Raw genomic sequence first — 18,775 nt, forward strand, 5'->3', positions numbered from 1 at the left:
CACGAACCTCTGAAGAAAGGGGATGGCGCAGGCGCGGTGGGTAGCAAAGCTGCCCGCCGCGCCTGCGCCCGGATCGGATCGCTGCGCGATCCGATCCGCCGGCCTTGCCGGTGCAACTGAACTGTTCAGAAAGGAACGTCGTCCGGTGCTGAGACAAACCGGGCTACCACCTTCTTTAGCCCCGCTTTCTCAAAATCCACTTCCAGCTTGTCGCCCTCAATGCCTGTGATAGCGCCATAGCCGAATTTCTGGTGAAACACCCGCTCCCCCAAGGTGAAACTGGACGTGGCGGTGAGATCGATCACCGTGTTCTTGCTTTCTTTCGGCTGGGAAAGCCCGAATTGGCCGGCCCGGGCCTGCATCCGTTTCCAGCCCGGCGAGTTATAGCCGTCGGCCTGCGCCACTCGCTCATCTATGGTGGATTTCACCTGCCCTGCCCCCGGCGCAGCCGCGCCGTAGCCGCCGCCATAGAGCCCTGGTGGCGTCAGCACCTCGACATGCTCCTCTGGCAGTTCATCAATGAAACGCGAGGGCAGCTGTGATTGCCATTGGCCGAACACCCGGCGGTTGCCCGCAAAGGAGATGGTACAGATTTCCTCGGCCCTTGTGATGCCGACATAGGCCAGGCGGCGCTCCTCCTCGAGCCCCTTCTGACCACTTTCATCCATCGAGCGCTGCGAGGGAAACAGCCCGTCCTCCCAGCCCGGCAGGAAGACGGCGGGAAACTCCAGCCCTTTGGCGGCGTGCAGAGTCATGATTGAGACCTTCTCGTCCGCGTCCTGTTTGTCGTTGTCCATCACCAGGCTGACGTGTTCGAGGAAGCCCTGCAAGTTTTCAAAAGACTCCAGCGCCTTTACCAGTTCCTTGAGGTTTTCCAGGCGGCCCGGCGAATCCGGGTTCTTGTCGTTCTGCCACATCGTTGTGTAGCCCGACTCGTCCAGAATGATTTCTGCCAGCTCCATATGGGTGATGTCCGCGTCACCTGCCATATGGCCCCAACGGGCAATGCCTTCGACCAACTGGCGCAGGGCGCCGCCGCCCTTGCCCTTGATCTGGCCGCTTTCCACCGCCAGCCGGGCGCCTTCGACCAGTGAAATACCATGTTCACGAGCGATACCCTGGATGGTCTGCTGCGCCTTGTCGCCAAGACCGCGTTTGGGGGTGTTGACGATGCGTTCAAACGCCAGATCGTCATCCGGCGAGACCACGACGCGGAAATAGGCCATCGCATCGCGGATCTCGAGCCGCTCATAGAAACGAGGGCCGCCAATGACGCGGTACGGCAGGCCGATGGTCAGGAAACGGTCCTCAAACGCGCGCATCTGATGCGAGGCACGCACAAGAATAGCCATGCTGTTGAGGCCGATGGGCGCCTGGCCGCGCGTGCCGCGTTGCATCATTTCAATTTCTTCACCGATCCAGCGCGCTTCTTCCTCGCCGTCCCAGTGGCCGATCAGCCGGAGTTTTTCGCCGTCTCCGGCATCGGTCCAAAGCTCCTTGCCCAGACGGCCGGCATTGCCGCGGATGACATTGGAAGCCGCCGCCAGAATATGGCCGGTAGAGCGGTAGTTCTGCTCCAGCCGCACCACCATGGCACCGGGAAAATCCTTTTCAAACCTCAGGATATTGCCAACCTCGGCGCCGCGCCAGCCATAGATCGACTGGTCATCATCGCCGACGCAGCAGACATTCTTATGGGCGCCCGCCAGGAGCCGCAGCCAGAGGTACTGGGCGACATTGGTATCCTGATATTCGTCCACCATGATATAGCGGAACCAACGCTGGTACTGCTCCAGCACATCCGGGTGGTTCTGGAAAATCGTGACCATATGCAAGAGGAGATCACCGAAATCGACCGCGTTCAGCTCGCGCAGGCGGGTCTGGTACTGGGCATAGAACTCAGCGCCGCGGCTGTTATAGGCACCGGCATCGGCAACCGGCACCTTGTCCGGCGTCAGCGCGCGGTTTTTCCAGTCGTCGATGATATTGGCCAGCATTCGCGCGGGCCAACGCTTGTCATCAATGCCTGCCGCCTTGATCAGCTGTTTCAAAAGCCGGATCTGGTCATCCGTATCCAGAATGGTGAAGTTCGACTTCAGCCCAGCCAGCTCCGCATGGCGGCGCAGCAGCTTGACGCAGATCGAATGGAAGGTGCCGAGCCACGGCATGCCTTCCACCGCCTGGCCGAGCATGCTACCGACACGTTCCTTCATCTCGCGTGCGGCCTTGTTGGTGAAGGTGACCGACAGGATCTCATTCGGGCGCGCCCTGCCGGTGCTGAGAAGATGCACGATGCGGGTGGTCAACGCCTTGGTTTTGCCGGTTCCAGCGCCCGCCAGCATCAGCACCGGGCCATCAAGACATTCCACAGCCTCACGCTGCGCCGGGTTCAGCGAGTCCATATACGGCATCGGCCGCGCCGCCATGGCGCGGGATGACAGCGATGCGCCCTCAAAGGCGTCCATTTCGTCAAAACTGCTCATGGGCGTGATCCTAGCGTGATTCATATGCGGCGGAAAGGGGACGTTCACACTCTGTTCCAGCCAAAACCACCGCACGGCACAGGTTACAATCTGATACGCGTGCAACGGCAGTTAGACAGACAATTTTCCCAATTCTTACGCCAGATTATACGCCGGATTAACTGTGCAGAAAGCAATGTCTGGCACAATCGGAAGGCTGCACCACTTCAGCAGCGTGCAACTGCGTAGGCACTCAACGTATGAAAAATGATTTCAGATCAAACCTGGCGGAAAGAATCCGCAGCATGTCGCTGATCTTTGTTCTGATAGTGGCAGCCGCCGCATCGGCCTGGGCTGTCTTTGCGGTCCCGGCCCCGATTGTTGACCGGATGCTGGAGGATGATATCCGCAAACAGGCGCAGCACTGGCAGCGGCGGGTTGTTCTGCATATGGCGCATGTCGAGGAATCCTTTGAGGAGGGCAGCATTGATCCGCATGATGCCCGCGTGCTGACTTTGCTGCCGGAGGAAACCGACGTGTTCCGCTACCGGCTGTTGACCAGCGGCGGTGAAATCTTCTGGTCCTCCCGCAGCGATGAAATCGGCGAGTATGAATCCAATGCGTTTTTCTCAACCCATGTTGCACGCGGCGAAGTCTATTACATGCATACGGCAATTCCCGCCTATGATGTCGATGGCTTCCCTTTGCAAAGCAATGGCTATGACAGCAGCATCACGCGGGAAGTAGCACAGGTATATGTGCCCCTCATGCACAATGGCCAATTCGACGGGGCCATCGATTTCTATACCGACATTACCGAACTGCGGGCCACTTTCATTCGCCGGGCACAGCTGTCGCTGATTGTTCTGACATCGATTGCGCTGTTTGCCATGACCGTCGCAGTCTACGTTGTGTTCAAGACCAACCGGTCCAACATGAACCAGCTGCGGCAGCGCAATGAACACGAACGTCAGATCCTGGATGAACAGCTGCGGCTGGCACGGGAAGTGCAGCTGCTGGGGGAGCTGAACGAATGGCTGCAGTCCAGCCGCTCGCTGGAAGAGCTTTTTGAGATGGTTGCCCGTTTTATGACCCATATCCTGCCGACCGCAGAAGGCAGTGTGTATGTCTACTCCAACTCGCGCGATGTGCTGGACGGCTGCTCCAGCTGGAACGGCGGCAGCCACCGGGATCACATTCATCCGGAAGAATGCTGGGGGCTGCGACGCGGCCGGAGCTACGAATACGGCGCGTCCGAAATCGACTTTGTCTGCGAACATGCGGAACCGCATGACGGGCGCAGCTACTACTGCTTTCCCATTCTGGCCCATGGCGAGACTGTCGGGCTGATGCACCTTCGCGCCATCACCGAAGACTGCCCGGAGTTCATCGGCAGCAAGAAGCTGGCTCAGATGTGCGCCGAGCAGATCTCGATGGCGATTGCCAATGTACGGATGCGCGACCAGCTGCACGACCAGTCGGTGCGCGATCCGCTGACCGGGCTGTTCAACCGCCGCCACATGACAGAATCCCTGCGCAAATTCATCAATGCCAGCCAGGACAAGGGCTGCAAACTGAGCCTTATTTCCATCGATGTGGATCACTTCAAGAAGTTCAACGACAATCACGGGCATGATGCCGGCGACATGGTGCTGCGCGCGGTCGGCTCGGTGCTGGAACAGGCCTGCGACGGAGATCAGGTTGCCTGCCGCCCCGGCGGAGAGGAATTCACCCTGATTGTGCCCAACGCCAGCCAGGAAGACGTAATGACCAAGGCGGAACTGGTGCGCCAGGCCGTCGAAGATGTGGTCGTGCGCTACGGCGAAAAAGCGTTGCCGCGGATTACCATTTCATTGGGTGTGGCACATTATCCGGCGCACGGCACGATGCCGCAGGATCTGCTGCGCGCATCGGACGAAGCGCTGTATGACGCCAAGGCCAAAGGGCGCAACCAGGTCTGCGTCGCCGCAAGCGCCGACCCGGCACCACGCAATCCTGCCGCCCTGCCCGAGATGCAGGGGCCGCAAGACCAGCGTGCGGCAGGCTGACCGCCTGCCCTCCCAGATGGGCTGCGGCGGCGCAGCCTGTTCCCGCTTGCGGTTTTTTCCCGTCCCGGTACCAATGCAAACATGGATCTGCATCAGCTCTACCCCGGACTGAAAGACCTGAAATGCCGCGCCAAAGCGCGGCTGCCGCATTTTGTCTGGGAGTATCTGGACAGCGGCACCGGCGCAGAGATTGCCAAGGCGCGAAACCGCAGCGGGTTGGACAGTGTCGCCATGCTGCCATCGGTGCTGCATGGCCCGCTGGAGCCGGACTTGTCAGCCAACTTGCTGGGAACCCTTTATTCCCGGCCGTTTGGTGTAGCGCCGGTCGGCATGTCCGGGCTGATCTGGCCCGATGCCGAGGGCATTCTGGCCCGTACCGCCGCTGCGGCCAGAATTCCCTATTGCCTGTCCACCGTAGCCAGCCAGTCGCCTGAGGATCTGGCGCCGCATCTGGGTGAGGACGCCTGGTTCCAGCTCTACCCGCCAAAGGATGCGGGCATCCGCACCGATCTGCTGGCGCGGGCGCGGGATGCCGGGTTCAAAACCCTGGTCCTGACGGTGGACGTGCCGGTGGCCTCGCGCCGGGAGCGGCAGGTGCGGTCCGGGCTGACACAGCCGCCACGCCTGACACCCCGGATCGCGGCGCAAATCGCCCGGCGCCCCGCCTGGGCTCTGGGCATGGCGCGCTGCGGCCTGCCGCATATGCGGACCCTGGACAAATACATCAGCGGCGCACAGGCCAATCTGCCGCCAACTGCGCATATCGGCTATTTGCTGCGCATCTCGCCGGACTGGACCTATGTGCAATGGCTACGGCAAAACTGGGACGGACCGTTTGTCGTCAAAGGCGTGCAGAGAGCGGAAGATGCGCGGCGACTGCAGGAGGCTGGCGCCGACGCGATCTGGCTGTCCAACCATGGCGGTCGCCAGTTTGACGGCTGCCCGCCTGCCATCAGCCTGCTGCCGGAAATCCGCGCGGCTGTGGATATCCCGGTGATCTTTGACAGCGGCATCGAGGGCGGCCTTGATATTCTGCGGGCATTGGCGCTTGGGGCAGACTTTGTCATGCTGGGCCGCGCTTTCCATTATGCGCTGGCAGCCCTTGGCACAGCCGGTCCGGAACATCTGATCAGCATCCTGTCCAGAGATCTGGAAGCCAATATGGGGCAGCTGGGTCTTTCGACGCTCGGGGAAGCCCGAAACCTGCAACTGCACACAACCTCCTGATTGCCCGGCAAACCGGAGCATTTCGGGCACAACGCCCTGAAATGCGCCGAAATGACGCGTTTAAAACTGCGCCCTTCGCTGCAGTGCGGAAAAAATAGTTACAAAAACGTGCTGCGAGTGCACATTTCAGCGGATTCTCAAGCCTCTGCCTTTTGCCCTGCTGCCGGCGGCATCAGTGGCCGCGATAGGAAAACAACGGAGCCGGAAGGAAAAACAGGCCGCATGCGAGCGCCATCATGCCGGAAATACCCCGAACTACGTCTGTACGTACCGCTAATATCCGCCTAACACTGCACCAACTTGCACGGACCCCGAGGGTGAAATGACCGACTTCAAGAAAATCCTGATTGCCAACCGTGGCGAGATCGCGATCCGCGTGATGCGCGCTGCCAACGAAATGGGCAAGCGCACCGTCGCCGTCTATGCCGAGGAAGATAAGCTCGGCCTGCATCGTTTCAAGGCAGACGAAGCCTACCGGATCGGCGAAGGCATGGGCCCGGTCGCGGCCTATCTGTCGATTGAGGAAATCATCCGTGTCGCCAAAGAAAGCGGCGCTGATGCGATCCACCCCGGTTACGGCCTTTTGTCGGAGAATCCGGACTTTGTGGACGCCTGCGCGCGCAATGGCATCACCTTTATCGGCCCCAAAGCGGAAACCATGCGCGCACTTGGCGACAAGGCCAGTGCCCGCCGGGTTGCGATCGAGGCCGGGGTGCCGGTTATTCCGGCAACCGAAGTGCTGGGCGACGATATGGACGCGATCCGCAAGGAAGCGGGTGAGGTCGGCTATCCCTTGATGCTTAAGGCCTCCTGGGGCGGCGGCGGCCGCGGCATGCGGCCGATCCACGGCGAAGCCGAGCTGGAAGAGAAAGTGCTGGAGGGCCGCCGCGAGGCAGAAGCCGCATTCGGCAACGGTGAAGGTTATCTGGAGAAGATGATCACCCGCGCCCGCCACGTCGAGGTGCAGATCCTGGGCGACAAGCACGGCGAGATTTATCACCTGTATGAACGTGACTGCTCAGTACAGCGCCGTAACCAGAAAGTGGTTGAGCGCGCCCCTGCCCCCTATCTGAGCGAAGAACAGCGCGCCGAGATCTGCGATCTGGGCCGCAAGATCTGCCAGCATGTGAATTATGAATGCGCAGGCACTGTCGAATTCCTGATGGATATGAACGACGGCAAGTTCTACTTCATCGAGGTGAACCCGCGGGTGCAGGTGGAACACACCGTGACCGAAGAGGTTACCGGCATCGACATCGTGCAGGCGCAGATCCTGATTGCAGAAGGCAAGACCATTGCCGAAGCCACCGGCAAGGCCAGCCAGGGCGACATCCGCCTTAATGGCCACGCGCTGCAGACCCGCGTCACCACAGAAGATCCGCTCAATAATTTCATCCCCGATTACGGCCGCATCACCGCCTATCGTTCCGCAACCGGCATGGGCATCCGTCTGGATGGCGGCACCGCATATGCGGGCGGTGTGATCACCCGGTATTATGACTCGCTGCTGACCAAAGTCACCGCCTCGGCGCAGACCCCTGAAAAGGCAATTGCCCGCATGGACCGCGCGCTGCGTGAATTCCGGGTGCGCGGCGTTTCTACCAACATCGCCTTTGTCGAGAACCTGCTGAAGCACCCAACCTTCCTGTCGAATGAATACACCACCAAATTCATCGACGAGACACCGGAGCTGTTCCAGTTCAAGCGCCGTCGCGACCGCGGCACCAAGGTGCTGACCTATATCGCCGACATCTCGGTGAACGGCCATCCGGAGACCGAGGGTCGCGCGGCCCCTGCCGCCGATCTCAAAGAGCCACGGGCACCGCTGGCGGAGCCGGGCAACCTGCCCTACGGCACCCGCAACCTCTTGGAGCAGAAGGGCGCCCAGGCCGTGGCCGACTGGATGAAGGCGCAGCGCCAGCTTCTGCTGACCGACACCACCATGCGCGACGGCCACCAGTCCCTGCTGGCGACCCGCATGCGCTCGATCGACATGATCAAGGTGGCTCCGGCCTATGCGCAGAACCTGAACCAGCTGTTCTCGGTTGAATGCTGGGGCGGCGCGACATTCGACGTGGCCTACCGGTTCCTGCAGGAATGCCCCTGGCAGCGCCTGCGCGACCTGCGCGAGCGGATGCCGAACCTGATGACCCAGATGCTGCTGCGCGCCTCTAACGGCGTCGGCTACACCAATTATCCGGACAATGTGGTGCAGGAATTCGTGCGCCAGGCAGCAGAGACCGGTGTTGACGTGTTCCGTGTCTTTGACTCGCTGAACTGGGTTGAGAACATGCGTGTCGCCATGGACGCGGTTGTTGAATCCGGCAAGGTCTGCGAAGGCACCGTCTGCTATACCGGCGATATCCTGGACCCGAACCGCTCCAAATACGACCTGAAATACTATGTCGGTATGGCCAAGGAGATGGAGGCCGCAGGCGCCCATATTCTGGGCCTGAAGGACATGGCTGGCCTCTTGAAGCCGGCCTCGGCGCGGGTGCTGATCAAGGCACTGAAGGAAGAGGTCGGCCTGCCGGTCCACTTCCACACTCATGACACTTCGGGCATTGCGGGCGCCACCATTCTGGCCGCAGCGGATGCGGGCGTAGATGCGGTGGATGCAGCGATGGACGCCTTCTCGGGGGGCACGTCGCAGCCCTGCCTGGGCTCCATCGTCGAGGGTTTGCGCAACACCGACCGCGACACCGGTATCGACATTGCGGCCGTGCGCGAAATCTCCGGCTATTGGGAGCAGGTGCGCAGCCAGTATGCGGCCTTTGAATCGGGTCTCGCGGCGCCGGCTTCCGAGGTTTACCTGCACGAAATGCCGGGCGGCCAGTTCACCAACCTGAAGGCGCAGGCGCGCTCGCTGGGTCTGGAAGAGAAATGGGCCGACGTGGCGCAGACCTATGCCGATGTGAACCAGATGTTCGGCGATATCGTCAAAGTGACCCCGTCGTCGAAAGTTGTCGGCGACATGGCGCTGATGATGGTGAGCCAGGGCCTGACCCGCGATGAGGTGGAAAGCCCGGAGACAGACGTGGCCTTCCCGGACTCGGTGGTCGACATGATGCGCGGCAACCTGGGCCAGCCTCCGGGCGGCTTCCCGGAAGGGATCGTCTCCAAGGTGCTGAAAGGCGAAGCCCCGAACCTGAAGCGCCCCGGTGCGCATCTGGAGCCGGTGGATCTGGAAGCAGTTCGGGCTGAGCTGTCAAAAGAGCTGGAAGGCTTCACCGTCGATGATGAGGACCTGAACGGCTACCTGATGTATCCCAAGGTGTTCCTGGATTACATGGGCCGCCATCGCCAGTACGGACCGGTACGCAGCCTGCCGACCCGCACCTTCTTTTATGGCATGGAGCCGGGTGAAGAAATCACAGCCGAGATCGATCCGGGCAAGACCCTGGAGATCCGCCTGCAGGCGATTTCCGAAACCGACGAAAAGGGCGAAGTGAAGGTCTTCTTTGAGCTGAACGGCCAGCCTCGGGTGATCCGGGTGCCGAACCGCCTGGTCAAAGCCTCGACCGAGCAGCGCGCGAAGGCGGAAGCTGGCAACGCAAACCACATCGGCGCGCCGATGCCGGGTGTTGTGGCAAGCGTCGCCGTGCAAGTGGGCCAGCAGGTTCACGAAGGCGACATGCTGCTGACCATCGAAGCGATGAAGATGGAGACTGGCATCCACGCCGAGCGCGATGCGGTGGTGAAAGCCGTGCACGTCACCGCAGGCGCCCAGATTGACGCCAAGGATCTGCTCGTCGAACTGGAATAAAAGGCAAACGCCAAAACGAACAAAAAAGGGCGCCCTGCCAGCTGGAGGGCGCCCTTTTCTTTGTGCCGGAGCGGGCGTCTTTTCTGCAGGAACTCTTGCCAGCTTTCCGGCTTGGGAGGGGGACTTGGGCAGCGCCGGGTCGGTGACAGGGCTTTTCGCAGAATTTTGGCCGTTTCCAACACTGTAAAACGGGGCCTCCTGGCGTCAGGCGGTGCGGAGCGCCTTGCCCGGCAAGATTACAGTTTCAACCGGAACCGGCCTCAACTGTTCAACCGCTCCGGCCCAGCTGTCGGCAAGCGGTGCGCTGACGTGCTGACCACCGTGCACCAGTGCTCCCAGGGTTATCGCAGCGACCAGGCTGGCGATCCGCAGGTAATCCTTGCAAGGCATTGCTTCAATCTCCCTTGGAATATCTTGTTGTTCGGAATTGAAACGCGCGGGCTTTGGCTTTCCGTCGCAGCCCCCGAAGATTTTTTTCAGCCGGCGCCGGATTTCCTCTTGCAGGCAGCAGGCGGACGCCCTAAATCACCGCTCACCGGATGGCAGCGCGGGCGTAGCTCAGGGGTAGAGCATAACCTTGCCAAGGTTAGGGTCGGGCGTTCGAATCGCCTCGCCCGCTCCATCAGGAAACGAACAGGCCGTCCTTCGGGGCGGCCTTTCGCTTTTGGGGATTTCCGCATACCCTGCCCCCGGGCAGGGGCCTTGTGCGGAATCACCTTTCCGCCTAGGAACAGAGCAAGAACGCGAATACACAGGCAGAGCAGAATGCTGACATCGGTAGAACTATGCGCAGGTGCGGGCGGCCAGGCCCTCGGTCTCGAGGCGGCGGGCTTTGACCACACGGCGCTGGTCGAGATCGACAAGCATTGCTGTGCTACGCTGCGCCACAACCGCCCCCAGTGGAACGTGCTGGAAGAAGACGTGCGCAAATTCAAGGATGTTGCGAGCGATTACAAAGGCATCGATCTGCTGGCCGGCGGCCTGCCCTGCCCGCCGTTTTCCGTTGCCGGCAAGCAGCTGGGCGAAAAGGATGAGCGCAACCTGTTCGATGATGCGATCGAGATCGTGGATGCCACCCGGCCCCGCGCGGTGATGATCGAAAACGTGCGCGGTTTCCTGGATGCGGTGTTCCATGACTACCGCGAGAAGCTGAAGAAGCAACTGTCAAAGCTGGGCTATGAAACCGACTGGCGGCTGCTGAACGCATCCGACTACGGCGTGCCGCAGCTGCGGCCGCGGGTGGCGATTGTTGCACTACGCAAGGAGTTTGCGGGACAGTTCAACTGGCCTGAGCCTCTGCCGCACAACCCACCCACAGTGGGGGCGACGCTGGTCGACCTGATGAAAGAACGCGGCTGGCGCGGGGCCGATGACTGGGCTGCCAAGGCTGACGAAATCGCACCGACCATCGTGGGCGGCTCCAAGAAACACGGCGGGCCTGATCTGGGGCCGACCCGGGCGCGGCGCGCCTGGGCTGCCCTGGGCGTGGAAGGACGGACCATTGCCTATGAGGCGCCGGATCCGTTCCACAATGACATGCCGCGCCTCACGGTGCGGATGGTGGCACGCATTCAGGGGTTTCCGGATGAATGGCATTTCACCGGCGCCAAGACCAATGCCTACCGTCAGGTCGGCAATGCCTTCCCGCCGCCGGTGGCCGAGGCGGTGGCGCGTGAGTTGAAGGCGGCGATTGCCAAGCCTAAACTGCATGCTGTGCGGGCCTAAAGCCTCCCCTTCAATTGTGAACCTGGGGAAGCGCCAGACCCCAAGCGGGTGCGCAACGCGCCCTTGTGGTGAGGGCTGGGCGCAACCCAGTCTATCGACGGGGCTGGATCAGTCATGAAACAGAAACTTCCTGACAGTCTTGTTGTTCCGGGTCATCCGGATTTCGGCACCCTTTCTCCGCTGGCCGAAGACATCCGCACCCGTGCAGGCGGCGCCTTGGCGCTGGAATACGATGTTCCGCAAATGCTGCGTCAATGCATCGATGACGTGATCATGACGCCCAAGACCGGGCGGCGCGCGTATGAAGAGCTGGAGAAGACCGAAAAGACCTATATCGGGACGCGGGTCGAAATTGAGCTGCGGGCGCTGTTGCGCTTGCGCAAAGGGCGGCTGGATACCGAAATTCTGGGCCAGGATGTGGACATCAAGCACACCATGGGCAGCAACTGGATGATCCCGACCGAGGCGCTGAATTGCGCCTGCCTTCTGGTGGCAGCGGATGAGGTGCGGGCGCGCTGCTATCTGGGCCTGATCATGGCTCGACCCGAATATCTGACAGCGGGCCAGAACAAGGACGCCAAACGCACGGTTTCCGCCGAGGGGTTCCGCCATATCCTGTGGCTGTTCAAGGATCAGCCCTATCCAGCGAATTTCTGGCGCACGGCAGATGAGGCGGCAGTGGAAAAGATCTTTGCCGGCGATACCGGAAACGAGCGGATGGCACGGTTGTTCCGACTGATCCAGCGCCGCCCTGTGCCGCGTGACGTGGTCGAGGCGGTTGCACAGCAAAAAGATTTCATGCGCCGCATCCGTGCCGATGGCGGCCATGGCACCCGCGACATTCTGGCGCGAGAACAGATCGTGCTGCTGGAAGGCCAGAAGGATGCTCAGCTGATCAAGGCACTTGAATTGCCACCCTGCCCTGCCAGCGCTTTTGTTTCCTGCCGGATCGAAAGCGCCTACCATGCCCGCATGGTGGAACAATCCAGGCATCACGTGGATTGGCCGTCCCCCTGACCATCGAAGCAGCACAGCACCAATAAGGCCCACACCCGTGCCCGGCATGCCAAGCCTGCAATGCTGGTGCATTGCAGGCCGCCGGATGGCGGCTGCTGACCGTCTGGGACTGCGAGATCAAGGACTGCGAGACCTTGCAGAACCGGCTGTCCGCCTTATTGAAACAACCAGAATAACGATTATCCACAGGTACTTGCACGCGCGTACGTTTTTTCTCTTGCAGGTGATTTGCGAAAGCCCTAAACACCGGCTCATCGAATGGCAGCGCGGGCGTAGCTCAGGGGTAGAGCATAACCTTGCCAAGGTTAGGGTCGGGCGTTCGAATCGCCTCGCCCGCTCCATTCGAAAGCCGAAAAGGCCGCCCTTCGGGGCGGCCTTTCGCTTTCCTGCCACTTGCAGATCTAATTTGATCAAATTTCTTTTGACGCAGGGCGTAAAACACGCCAAAGCTATTGGCAAATGTGCCCCCAAGAGCGGTTCTCACAAGGAGCTTGGCCATGGCCCCCGTCATCTATCCCACCACCAATTTCACCGCGACAGAGCAGCTGTGCCTGGAGCGCGGCGAAGGTATTTATGTCTACGACACGGACGGCAACAAATACATCGAAGGATTGGCAGGCCTGTGGTGCACCTCATTGGGCTACAGCAATACCGAGGTGATGGATGCAATCACCGAACAGCTGCACAGGCTGCCGTTTTCGCACACTTTTGGCGGCAAGACCCATGAGCCGATCATGCAGCTGGCCGACAAACTGCGCGCGATGGTGCCGGTGGAGGATGCCTATGTCTTCTTTGGCAATTCCGGCTCAGACGCCAATGACACCCATGTAAAGATGCTGCGCTATTACTTCAACGCCATCGGCAAGCCGGAGAAGCGCAAAATCATCACCCGCGAGCGCGGTTATCATGGTGTGACAGTTGCAGCAGGCTCGCTGACCTCCCTGCCCGCGAATCTGGCGCATTTCGATGCACCGCTGGAGGCGCTGTCGATCCTGCGTTCAGACTCGCCGCATTATTATACCGGCCGTCAGGGCAATGAGACCGAGGAACAATTTGTCGACCGGATCCTCAATAATCTGGAACAGCAGATCCTGGCGGAAGGCCCGGACACGATTGCGGCAATGATTGTGGAACCGATCACCGGCGCGTCCGGTGTGATTGTGCCGCCCGAAGGATATTACGAGAAATTGCAGGCGCTGTTGAAAAAGCACGGCATCCTGGTCTGGGCAGATGAGGTTATTACCGGCTTCGGGCGCACCGGTGCCGATTTCGGCTGTACCACCATGGGCATCAAGCCGGATTTGATGACCTTTGCCAAACAGCTGTCGTCCGCCTACTTCCCGATCTCCGCCTCCGTCATTCCCGGCTGGATGTATGAGGCAATGATCGACCAGACCAATGAGGTCGGCGTGTTTGGCCATGGCTATACCTATTCCGGCCACCCGGCGGCCTGTGCCGCGGCGCTGAAGACGCTGGAAATCTACGAGCGTGACAACCTGTTTGACCATGCCGCCGAAGTTGGCGCCTATATGCAGGCTCAGCTGCGCAAGATCTTCACGGATCACCCGCTGGTCGGCGAAGTGCGCGGCAAGGGGCTGATCGCGGCGCTGGAACTGGTATCGAACAAGACCACAGGCGCCAGCTTTGACAAGGGCGCAGCGGGAGCTGCAGCGCAAAAGGCCTGCGAAGCCAACGGGCTGATCATCCGGGCGGTTGCGGGCAATGCGGTCGCCTTGTGCCCGCCGATCATCATCACCAAGGATGAGGTCGATGACATGCTGGCCCGGATGAAGGCGGCGATTGATGCGGCCTATGCTGAGCTGAAAGACAAAGGGCTGGTTGCTGGGTGATCAAGGCCAGACCGGAAATGCACATCAACCACTTCACCGTCCCGCCATTTCCCACACATGCTGCAGCCCGCCAAAAGGCGGCCTGCAGCGATGCACACGCAGAATAGATCTGCTTCGAGCCTAAAGTGCTCTTTTTCAGGATGCAGCGAACCTGTGGTTCACGTTGCGGCGTAGCTCTTTAGTCGTTCTTCCAGAGTGCCGCTGTGCAGTTCAAACATATGGTTGTCGTGGTCATAAAAATAGATCGAATGCCCCTCGCCTTCGACACGTGAGCGCCCCTCTCGCACCTCAAGACCAAGCGCCTTTATGCGCCGCAGTCTGTCGTCATAGTCGCCTGGTGCCATCTTGAAAGCGACATGGTTGTAGGTCTTCTTTGGAAGCGGTTCGCCCTTCATAGTGGCGACCCAAATGCCTCCAATATCGAAGAAACGTTCTTTTGAGAGCGAGAATGTCTTGTCGCCACTGTCATAGATTTTCTTGGCATCCAAGACTGTCGTAAGTATCTCTTCCATCTTGTCAAGATTGCTCACGATGAACGTCACATGGCTTAAACCCTGAACCACTGCATTGCCTCCGAAACACCGTTTCTCGATACATTAGCAGACGTTCGCGCAATTTCAGCAAAATCCGCGGAACAGAAATTGCCGCCCCTACCTCCCAAAAGGAAACTCCCGCAGGACAAGCAGGAGGTCTGGCGCTCAGAACACTTTGTAAGTCATCGTCGTCAGCGAGCGTTCGATCCCGTCGATCTGCAACAGCTGGTCGTTGATGTACTTGCCGACATCCTCGCCAGCCGGGATGTAGAGCTTCATCAAGAGGTCGAAATTGCCGCTGGTGGAGTAAAGCTCGGAGTGGATTTCGCACCGGGCGATCTCTTCGGCTACCTTGTAGGTGGTGCCGGGCTTGCAGCGGATCTGGACAAAGACGCAGGTGGACATGGGCGGCCCTTTTGAATGGTCACGGATTTGCGCCCAAGCTCGCATGCGCTGCATCCGGGCGCAATAGGCCGGGAAAGGACCGGGTTTGCTGCAACAGATTGCCCGCATTGCACATTGCCGCACTTGAGCCATACCCCCTGCCCGCCCTATAAGCGCCCAGGCAGATTAAAAGTTCTTGCAGCATGACGAAGGATAAGCCGCTGATGCGTATAGCCACAGTGACCCGCAAGACTGCGGAAACCGATATCACGGTCGAGATCAACCTGGATGGCACCGGGGTTTACGACAACCAGACCGGGGTCGGCTTTTTCGACCATATGCTGGACCAGCTGGCACGCCATTCGCTGATCGACATGACCATCCGCGCCAAGGGCGATTACCACATCGACGACCATCACACGGTGGAAGACACCGGCATCGCGCTGGGTCAGGCGCTGGTGCAGGCGCTGGGGGACAAGAAAGGCATCCGCCGTTACGGCGAATGCCATCTGCCGATGGATGACGCATTGGTGCGCTGTGCGCTGGACCTGTCGGCGCGGCCCTTTCTGATCTGGAATGTGGCGCTGCCCACGCAAAAGATCGGTGCCTTTGATACCGAGCTGGTGCGCGAGTTTTTTCAAGCCTTAAGCACCCATGGCGGCATCACCCTGCATATCGACCAGCTGCACGGCTTCAACAGCCACCATATTGCCGAGGCGGCGTTCAAGGCAGTGGCGCGCGCGCTGCGGCTGGCGGTGGAGACCGACCCGCGCAAGGCGGATGCGATCCCTTCGACCAAGGGCGCGTTGTAACCATGTTGACCGCGATCATCGACTATGAATCCGGCAACCTGCACTCGGCTGAGAAGGCGTTCCAGCGCATGGCGCGGGAGATGGATGCGGGCGAGGTCGTGGTGACCTCGGACGCCGATGTGGTGGCACGGGCCGACCGGCTGGTGCTGCCAGGTGACGGCGCCTTTCCGGCCTGCGCGGCTGAGCTGCGCGGTCACAAAGGCATCTATGACGCCATGGTCGAAGCCGTGGAGCAGAAGGGCCGCCCCTTTCTGGGCATCTGCGTCGGCATGCAGCTGATGGCGACCACGGGGCATGAATACCAGGAAACGTCCGGTCTGGGCTGGGTCGGCGGCGATGTGGTCAAGATCGAACCGTCAGACACCTCTCTGAAGGTGCCCCATATGGGTTGGAATGATCTGGTGATCGATCATCCGCATCCGGTGTTTGACGGTATCCAGAGCGGCGATCATGTGTATTTCGTGCACTCTTACCATTTCCGCGTGACACAGGCTGCCGAGCGTCTGGCGCATGTGGATTATGCTGGCGACGTGACCGCCGTCATCGGCCGGGACACGATGCTGGGCATGCAGTTTCACCCGGAGAAGAGCCAAGCCACCGGGCTGCGGATGATCGGCAACTTTCTGACCTGGAAACCCTAGGAGGACGGCGCTGATGCGCCGTTGCCTCCGGCGGGGGTATTTAGGACCAGAAAGAAGGCTTGGGGGTCACGCAGCAGACCGCAGAGACACCGGCGCGACGCCATAGGCCTTGCGGAATGCACGGGTAAAGCCCTCTGGTGATCCATAGGCATAGCGGCGGGCGACCGCCTCGACCCGGTCTCCGCGCATAAGATCCTGACGCGCCAGGATCAGCCGCCAGCGGCGCAGGTAGCCGATTGGGGTTTCGCCCACTTCTGCCGCAAACAGCTCAGCAAAGCGCGACAATGACAGCCCTGCCTGCTGGGCCAGGTCGGCATTGGTCCAGAGACGGCCCGGGCTATCGTGCATCGCAACGATGGCCCGGCTGAGGCGCGGATCAGCAAGCCCCGCCAGCAGCCCCGGCTCAGTTGTGCCGCGCTGGATCTGGTTGCGCAAAAGGCGCACCATCAGCACCTCGCCCAGCCGGTTGATCACCGATTGTGCGCCGCAGTGCTGGCCCTCTGCCTCGTCCCGCATCAACCGCACCAGCCCCTGTGTCTCGACATTGCCGGTGATCTCATATTCGACCACCGGCGGCAGCGCAGCCAGAAATGGGTTGCTTTGCCCCGACCACTCAACCCGCGCGGCCCACATGACCGTACCCGGAACTGGATCCGGCACGGGGCTGCGGGTGCGATAGAGAATCCGCACCGGCTCCCCCGCCGCATCCGCCAGGGCGATCAAATTCGCCGCCCCCGGCGCTGCTGCCTGCACCGCGAGCTGAAAGCGATCCATCAATGTCGTGAGGCGGTCCATGGATTTCGGTGTTTCCATCAGATTTTTCAGATTTAGCAGACGTTAAACTGGGCAATACCATTGAGCAAGACCCTTCACCACATAGCCTAAAAGGACCACATACATGCTGATCCCTCGTCAGAAGACCCCCGCGTTAACCTTGCCGACGCTGGACCATGGCCAGTTCGACCTTTCGTCGGAAACCGCAGAACGCGGCACGGTCATCTGTTTTTACCGCGGCCTGCACTGCCCGCTGTGCGCAAACTATCTGAAAGAGTTTGAGAAGAAGGTGGCAGATTTCGCCGAGCGCGGCGTCAATTGCATCGCCATCAGCTCTGACGGTGAAGAGCGCACCCGCGCCATGGCCGACAAGATCGAAGCAAAGGAACTGCGGTTCGGCTATGATCTGCCGCTTTCTGTGGCCAAGGATTGGGGGCTTTATATTTCCACTTCGCGCGGCAAGACCTCAATCGGGATTGAAGAGCCTGCGCTGTTCTCGGAACCTGGATTGTTCCTGGTGACACCGGAGCAGACCCTGTATTACGGCGCTGTTCAGACCATGCCGTTTGTGCGGCCGCATTTCGCGGAACTGGTCGCGGCACTGGATTTTGCGATCCCAAACAATTACCCGGCGCGCGGCGAATACACCGGTGAGGTGTAAGCATCACCGCTGCCGCCAAGGCCGGTACAATTCACCGGTTTGAACAATAGACAAGGGGTCCGCTTCGATGCATACGGAGGCGGACCTTTTGTCATTCCGGCAGCGCTCTTGCACATCCGTTTCGAAAAATACGACCACGCCGAAGGCAAGCACCGCTATTGCCTCTTGAGCCTGACGCCGACGCTGTTCGGCGACTGGTGTGTTGAACGTGTCTCTGGGCCGCTGAATGCGCCGGGCGGCGCGCAGAAGCGGACCTATTTTGCGGCGCAAGCCGAGGCGCAGGCGATTTTCGAGCGTTTCCGGGACCAGCAGCTGAAACGTGGGTTTGCGCCGATCCCGGTACAGCTGGGACTGCTGTAACTGCGGCCCCGCAAGGCGTTTACTGGACACGTGTCCAGGTTTGTTTAGAGCAGAACAGCCCGCCCGCAACGCAGCCGCGCAATGCCAGGCTGCTGCCTGCGAGATCCATCTTGCCGATGTAGATCTTGTCGTTGGAGGGCCGCCAGACCTTGCCCTCGTATGATCCGTCCCCGTTCGGCACCATGTCGATCACCAGCGTCTTGCCGATATTGGGAGATCGGTATTCCCCGTCGCTGTTGAAGGTGCGGGCAATCTTGCCGCAAACCGCGCTGCCGCATTTGGCCATCTGGATATGGGCATAGGAGCCATCGTCCGGTTCGGTTTTCCAGACGCCCAGAACCGGGTCCGCCGCGGCCGCGCTTGCCAAACCCAGGGCAACAGCCAGGCCTGTCAGAAGATGTTTCATTCCGTTTCCTCCCTGTTTTAGCGGCAGCCTGTCCCTGATGCGGTCTTTGAGGCAAGGTTGACTTCGGGTCGCGTTGCAATCTGCCCTCACGTTGTGCAAAACACCGCCA

At 60.5% G+C, this 18,775-nt stretch carries 16 protein-coding genes and 2 tRNA genes; 12 read left to right on the forward strand and 6 right to left on the reverse strand.

Features of this window, described 5'->3' with window-relative positions:
- Positions 1 to 125: 125 nt before the first annotated feature.
- Positions 126 to 2,483 (reverse strand): ATP-dependent helicase, encoded by a 2,358-nt coding sequence (locus ACP151_RS01295; RefSeq protein ID WP_424977015.1) that lies wholly within the window; start codon positions 2,481 to 2,483, stop codon positions 126 to 128.
- Between the two features lie 239 nt (positions 2,484 to 2,722).
- Between ACP151_RS01295 and ACP151_RS01300 the strand changes: the two genes are divergently transcribed.
- From ACP151_RS01300 to ACP151_RS01310, 3 genes are all read left to right on the forward strand, one after another.
- A complete protein-coding gene (locus ACP151_RS01300; RefSeq protein ID WP_424977016.1) occupies positions 2,723 to 4,510 on the forward strand; it encodes a sensor domain-containing diguanylate cyclase in 1,788 nt (595 codons plus the stop codon).
- 81 nt (positions 4,511 to 4,591) lie between these two features.
- The gene (locus ACP151_RS01305) at positions 4,592 to 5,737 is read left to right on the forward strand and encodes an alpha-hydroxy acid oxidase (RefSeq protein WP_424977017.1); all 1,146 of its coding nucleotides are present in this window, start codon (positions 4,592 to 4,594) and stop codon (positions 5,735 to 5,737) included.
- A gap of 322 nt (positions 5,738 to 6,059) precedes the next feature.
- The gene (locus ACP151_RS01310) at positions 6,060 to 9,503 is read left to right on the forward strand and encodes a pyruvate carboxylase (protein WP_424977018.1); all 3,444 of its coding nucleotides are present in this window, start codon (positions 6,060 to 6,062) and stop codon (positions 9,501 to 9,503) included.
- Between the two features lie 204 nt (positions 9,504 to 9,707).
- Here ACP151_RS01310 and ACP151_RS01315 read toward each other — a convergent pair whose 3' ends face one another.
- Positions 9,708 to 9,893, reverse strand: coding sequence for a hypothetical protein (locus ACP151_RS01315; RefSeq protein ID WP_424977019.1), 186 nt, complete (start codon positions 9,891 to 9,893; stop codon positions 9,708 to 9,710).
- A 157-nt stretch (positions 9,894 to 10,050) separates the two neighbouring features.
- Between ACP151_RS01315 and ACP151_RS01320 the strand changes: the two genes are divergently transcribed.
- The 5 genes from ACP151_RS01320 (at position 10,051) to ACP151_RS01340 (ending at position 14,095) form a co-directional block, all read left to right on the forward strand.
- Positions 10,051 to 10,125, forward strand: a tRNA-Gly gene (locus ACP151_RS01320).
- Between the two features lie 143 nt (positions 10,126 to 10,268).
- Positions 10,269 to 11,228 carry a DNA cytosine methyltransferase gene (locus ACP151_RS01325; protein WP_424977020.1) on the forward strand — a complete coding sequence of 320 codons (960 nt, stop codon included), beginning with the start codon at positions 10,269 to 10,271 and terminating at the stop codon, positions 11,226 to 11,228.
- Positions 11,229 to 11,342: 114 nt separating this feature from the next.
- Positions 11,343 to 12,245, forward strand: a complete 903-nt coding sequence (locus ACP151_RS01330; RefSeq protein ID WP_424977021.1) for a NaeI family type II restriction endonuclease — start codon at positions 11,343 to 11,345, stop codon at positions 12,243 to 12,245.
- A gap of 266 nt (positions 12,246 to 12,511) precedes the next feature.
- Positions 12,512 to 12,586 (forward strand) — tRNA-Gly (locus ACP151_RS01335).
- A gap of 156 nt (positions 12,587 to 12,742) precedes the next feature.
- Positions 12,743 to 14,095: an aminotransferase gene (locus ACP151_RS01340; RefSeq protein WP_424977022.1), complete on the forward strand. Its 1,353-nt coding sequence runs from the start codon at positions 12,743 to 12,745 to the stop codon at positions 14,093 to 14,095.
- A 158-nt stretch (positions 14,096 to 14,253) separates the two neighbouring features.
- Here the strand turns inward: ACP151_RS01340 and fosX are convergent, their stop codons facing one another.
- Complete coding sequence (gene fosX, locus ACP151_RS01345; RefSeq protein WP_424977023.1) at positions 14,254 to 14,658, reverse strand: FosX/FosE/FosI family fosfomycin resistance hydrolase; 405 nt, start codon at positions 14,656 to 14,658, stop codon at positions 14,254 to 14,256.
- 135 nt (positions 14,659 to 14,793) lie between these two features.
- Positions 14,794 to 15,033: an Lrp/AsnC family transcriptional regulator gene (locus tag ACP151_RS01350; RefSeq protein WP_424977024.1), complete on the reverse strand. Its 240-nt coding sequence runs from the start codon at positions 15,031 to 15,033 to the stop codon at positions 14,794 to 14,796.
- A gap of 203 nt (positions 15,034 to 15,236) precedes the next feature.
- On the opposite strand from ACP151_RS01350, the gene hisB reads away from it, so the two are divergent.
- Together hisB and hisH are read left to right on the forward strand one after the other, a co-directional pair.
- Positions 15,237 to 15,824 carry an imidazoleglycerol-phosphate dehydratase HisB gene (gene hisB / locus ACP151_RS01355; protein ID WP_424977025.1) on the forward strand — a complete coding sequence of 196 codons (588 nt, stop codon included), beginning with the start codon at positions 15,237 to 15,239 and terminating at the stop codon, positions 15,822 to 15,824.
- Positions 15,825 to 15,826: 2 nt separating this feature from the next.
- On the forward strand, positions 15,827 to 16,465 hold the full coding sequence (gene hisH / locus ACP151_RS01360; protein ID WP_424977026.1) for an imidazole glycerol phosphate synthase subunit HisH: 639 nt from the start codon (positions 15,827 to 15,829) through the stop codon (positions 16,463 to 16,465).
- Between the two features lie 66 nt (positions 16,466 to 16,531).
- Here the strand turns inward: hisH and ACP151_RS01365 are convergent, their stop codons facing one another.
- The gene (locus tag ACP151_RS01365) at positions 16,532 to 17,260 is read right to left on the reverse strand and encodes an AraC family transcriptional regulator (RefSeq protein WP_424977072.1); all 729 of its coding nucleotides are present in this window, start codon (positions 17,258 to 17,260) and stop codon (positions 16,532 to 16,534) included.
- Positions 17,261 to 17,363: 103 nt separating this feature from the next.
- On the opposite strand from ACP151_RS01365, the gene ACP151_RS01370 reads away from it, so the two are divergent.
- Entirely contained in the window at positions 17,364 to 17,900 is a 537-nt protein-coding gene (locus ACP151_RS01370) for a peroxiredoxin-like family protein (protein ID WP_424977027.1), read from the forward strand.
- 108 nt (positions 17,901 to 18,008) lie between these two features.
- Positions 18,009 to 18,260, forward strand: a complete 252-nt coding sequence (locus ACP151_RS01375) for a WGR domain-containing protein (protein ID WP_424977028.1) — start codon at positions 18,009 to 18,011, stop codon at positions 18,258 to 18,260.
- Positions 18,261 to 18,279: 19 nt separating this feature from the next.
- On the opposite strand, the gene ACP151_RS01380 is transcribed toward ACP151_RS01375, so the two are convergent.
- Complete coding sequence (locus tag ACP151_RS01380; RefSeq protein ID WP_424977029.1) at positions 18,280 to 18,666, reverse strand: DUF2147 domain-containing protein; 387 nt, start codon at positions 18,664 to 18,666, stop codon at positions 18,280 to 18,282.
- Positions 18,667 to 18,775 lie beyond the last annotated feature (109 nt).

The organism is Leisingera sp. S232, from assembly GCF_049800895.1.
In the GTDB taxonomy this organism is placed as follows: Bacteria; Pseudomonadota; Alphaproteobacteria; order Rhodobacterales; family Rhodobacteraceae; genus Leisingera.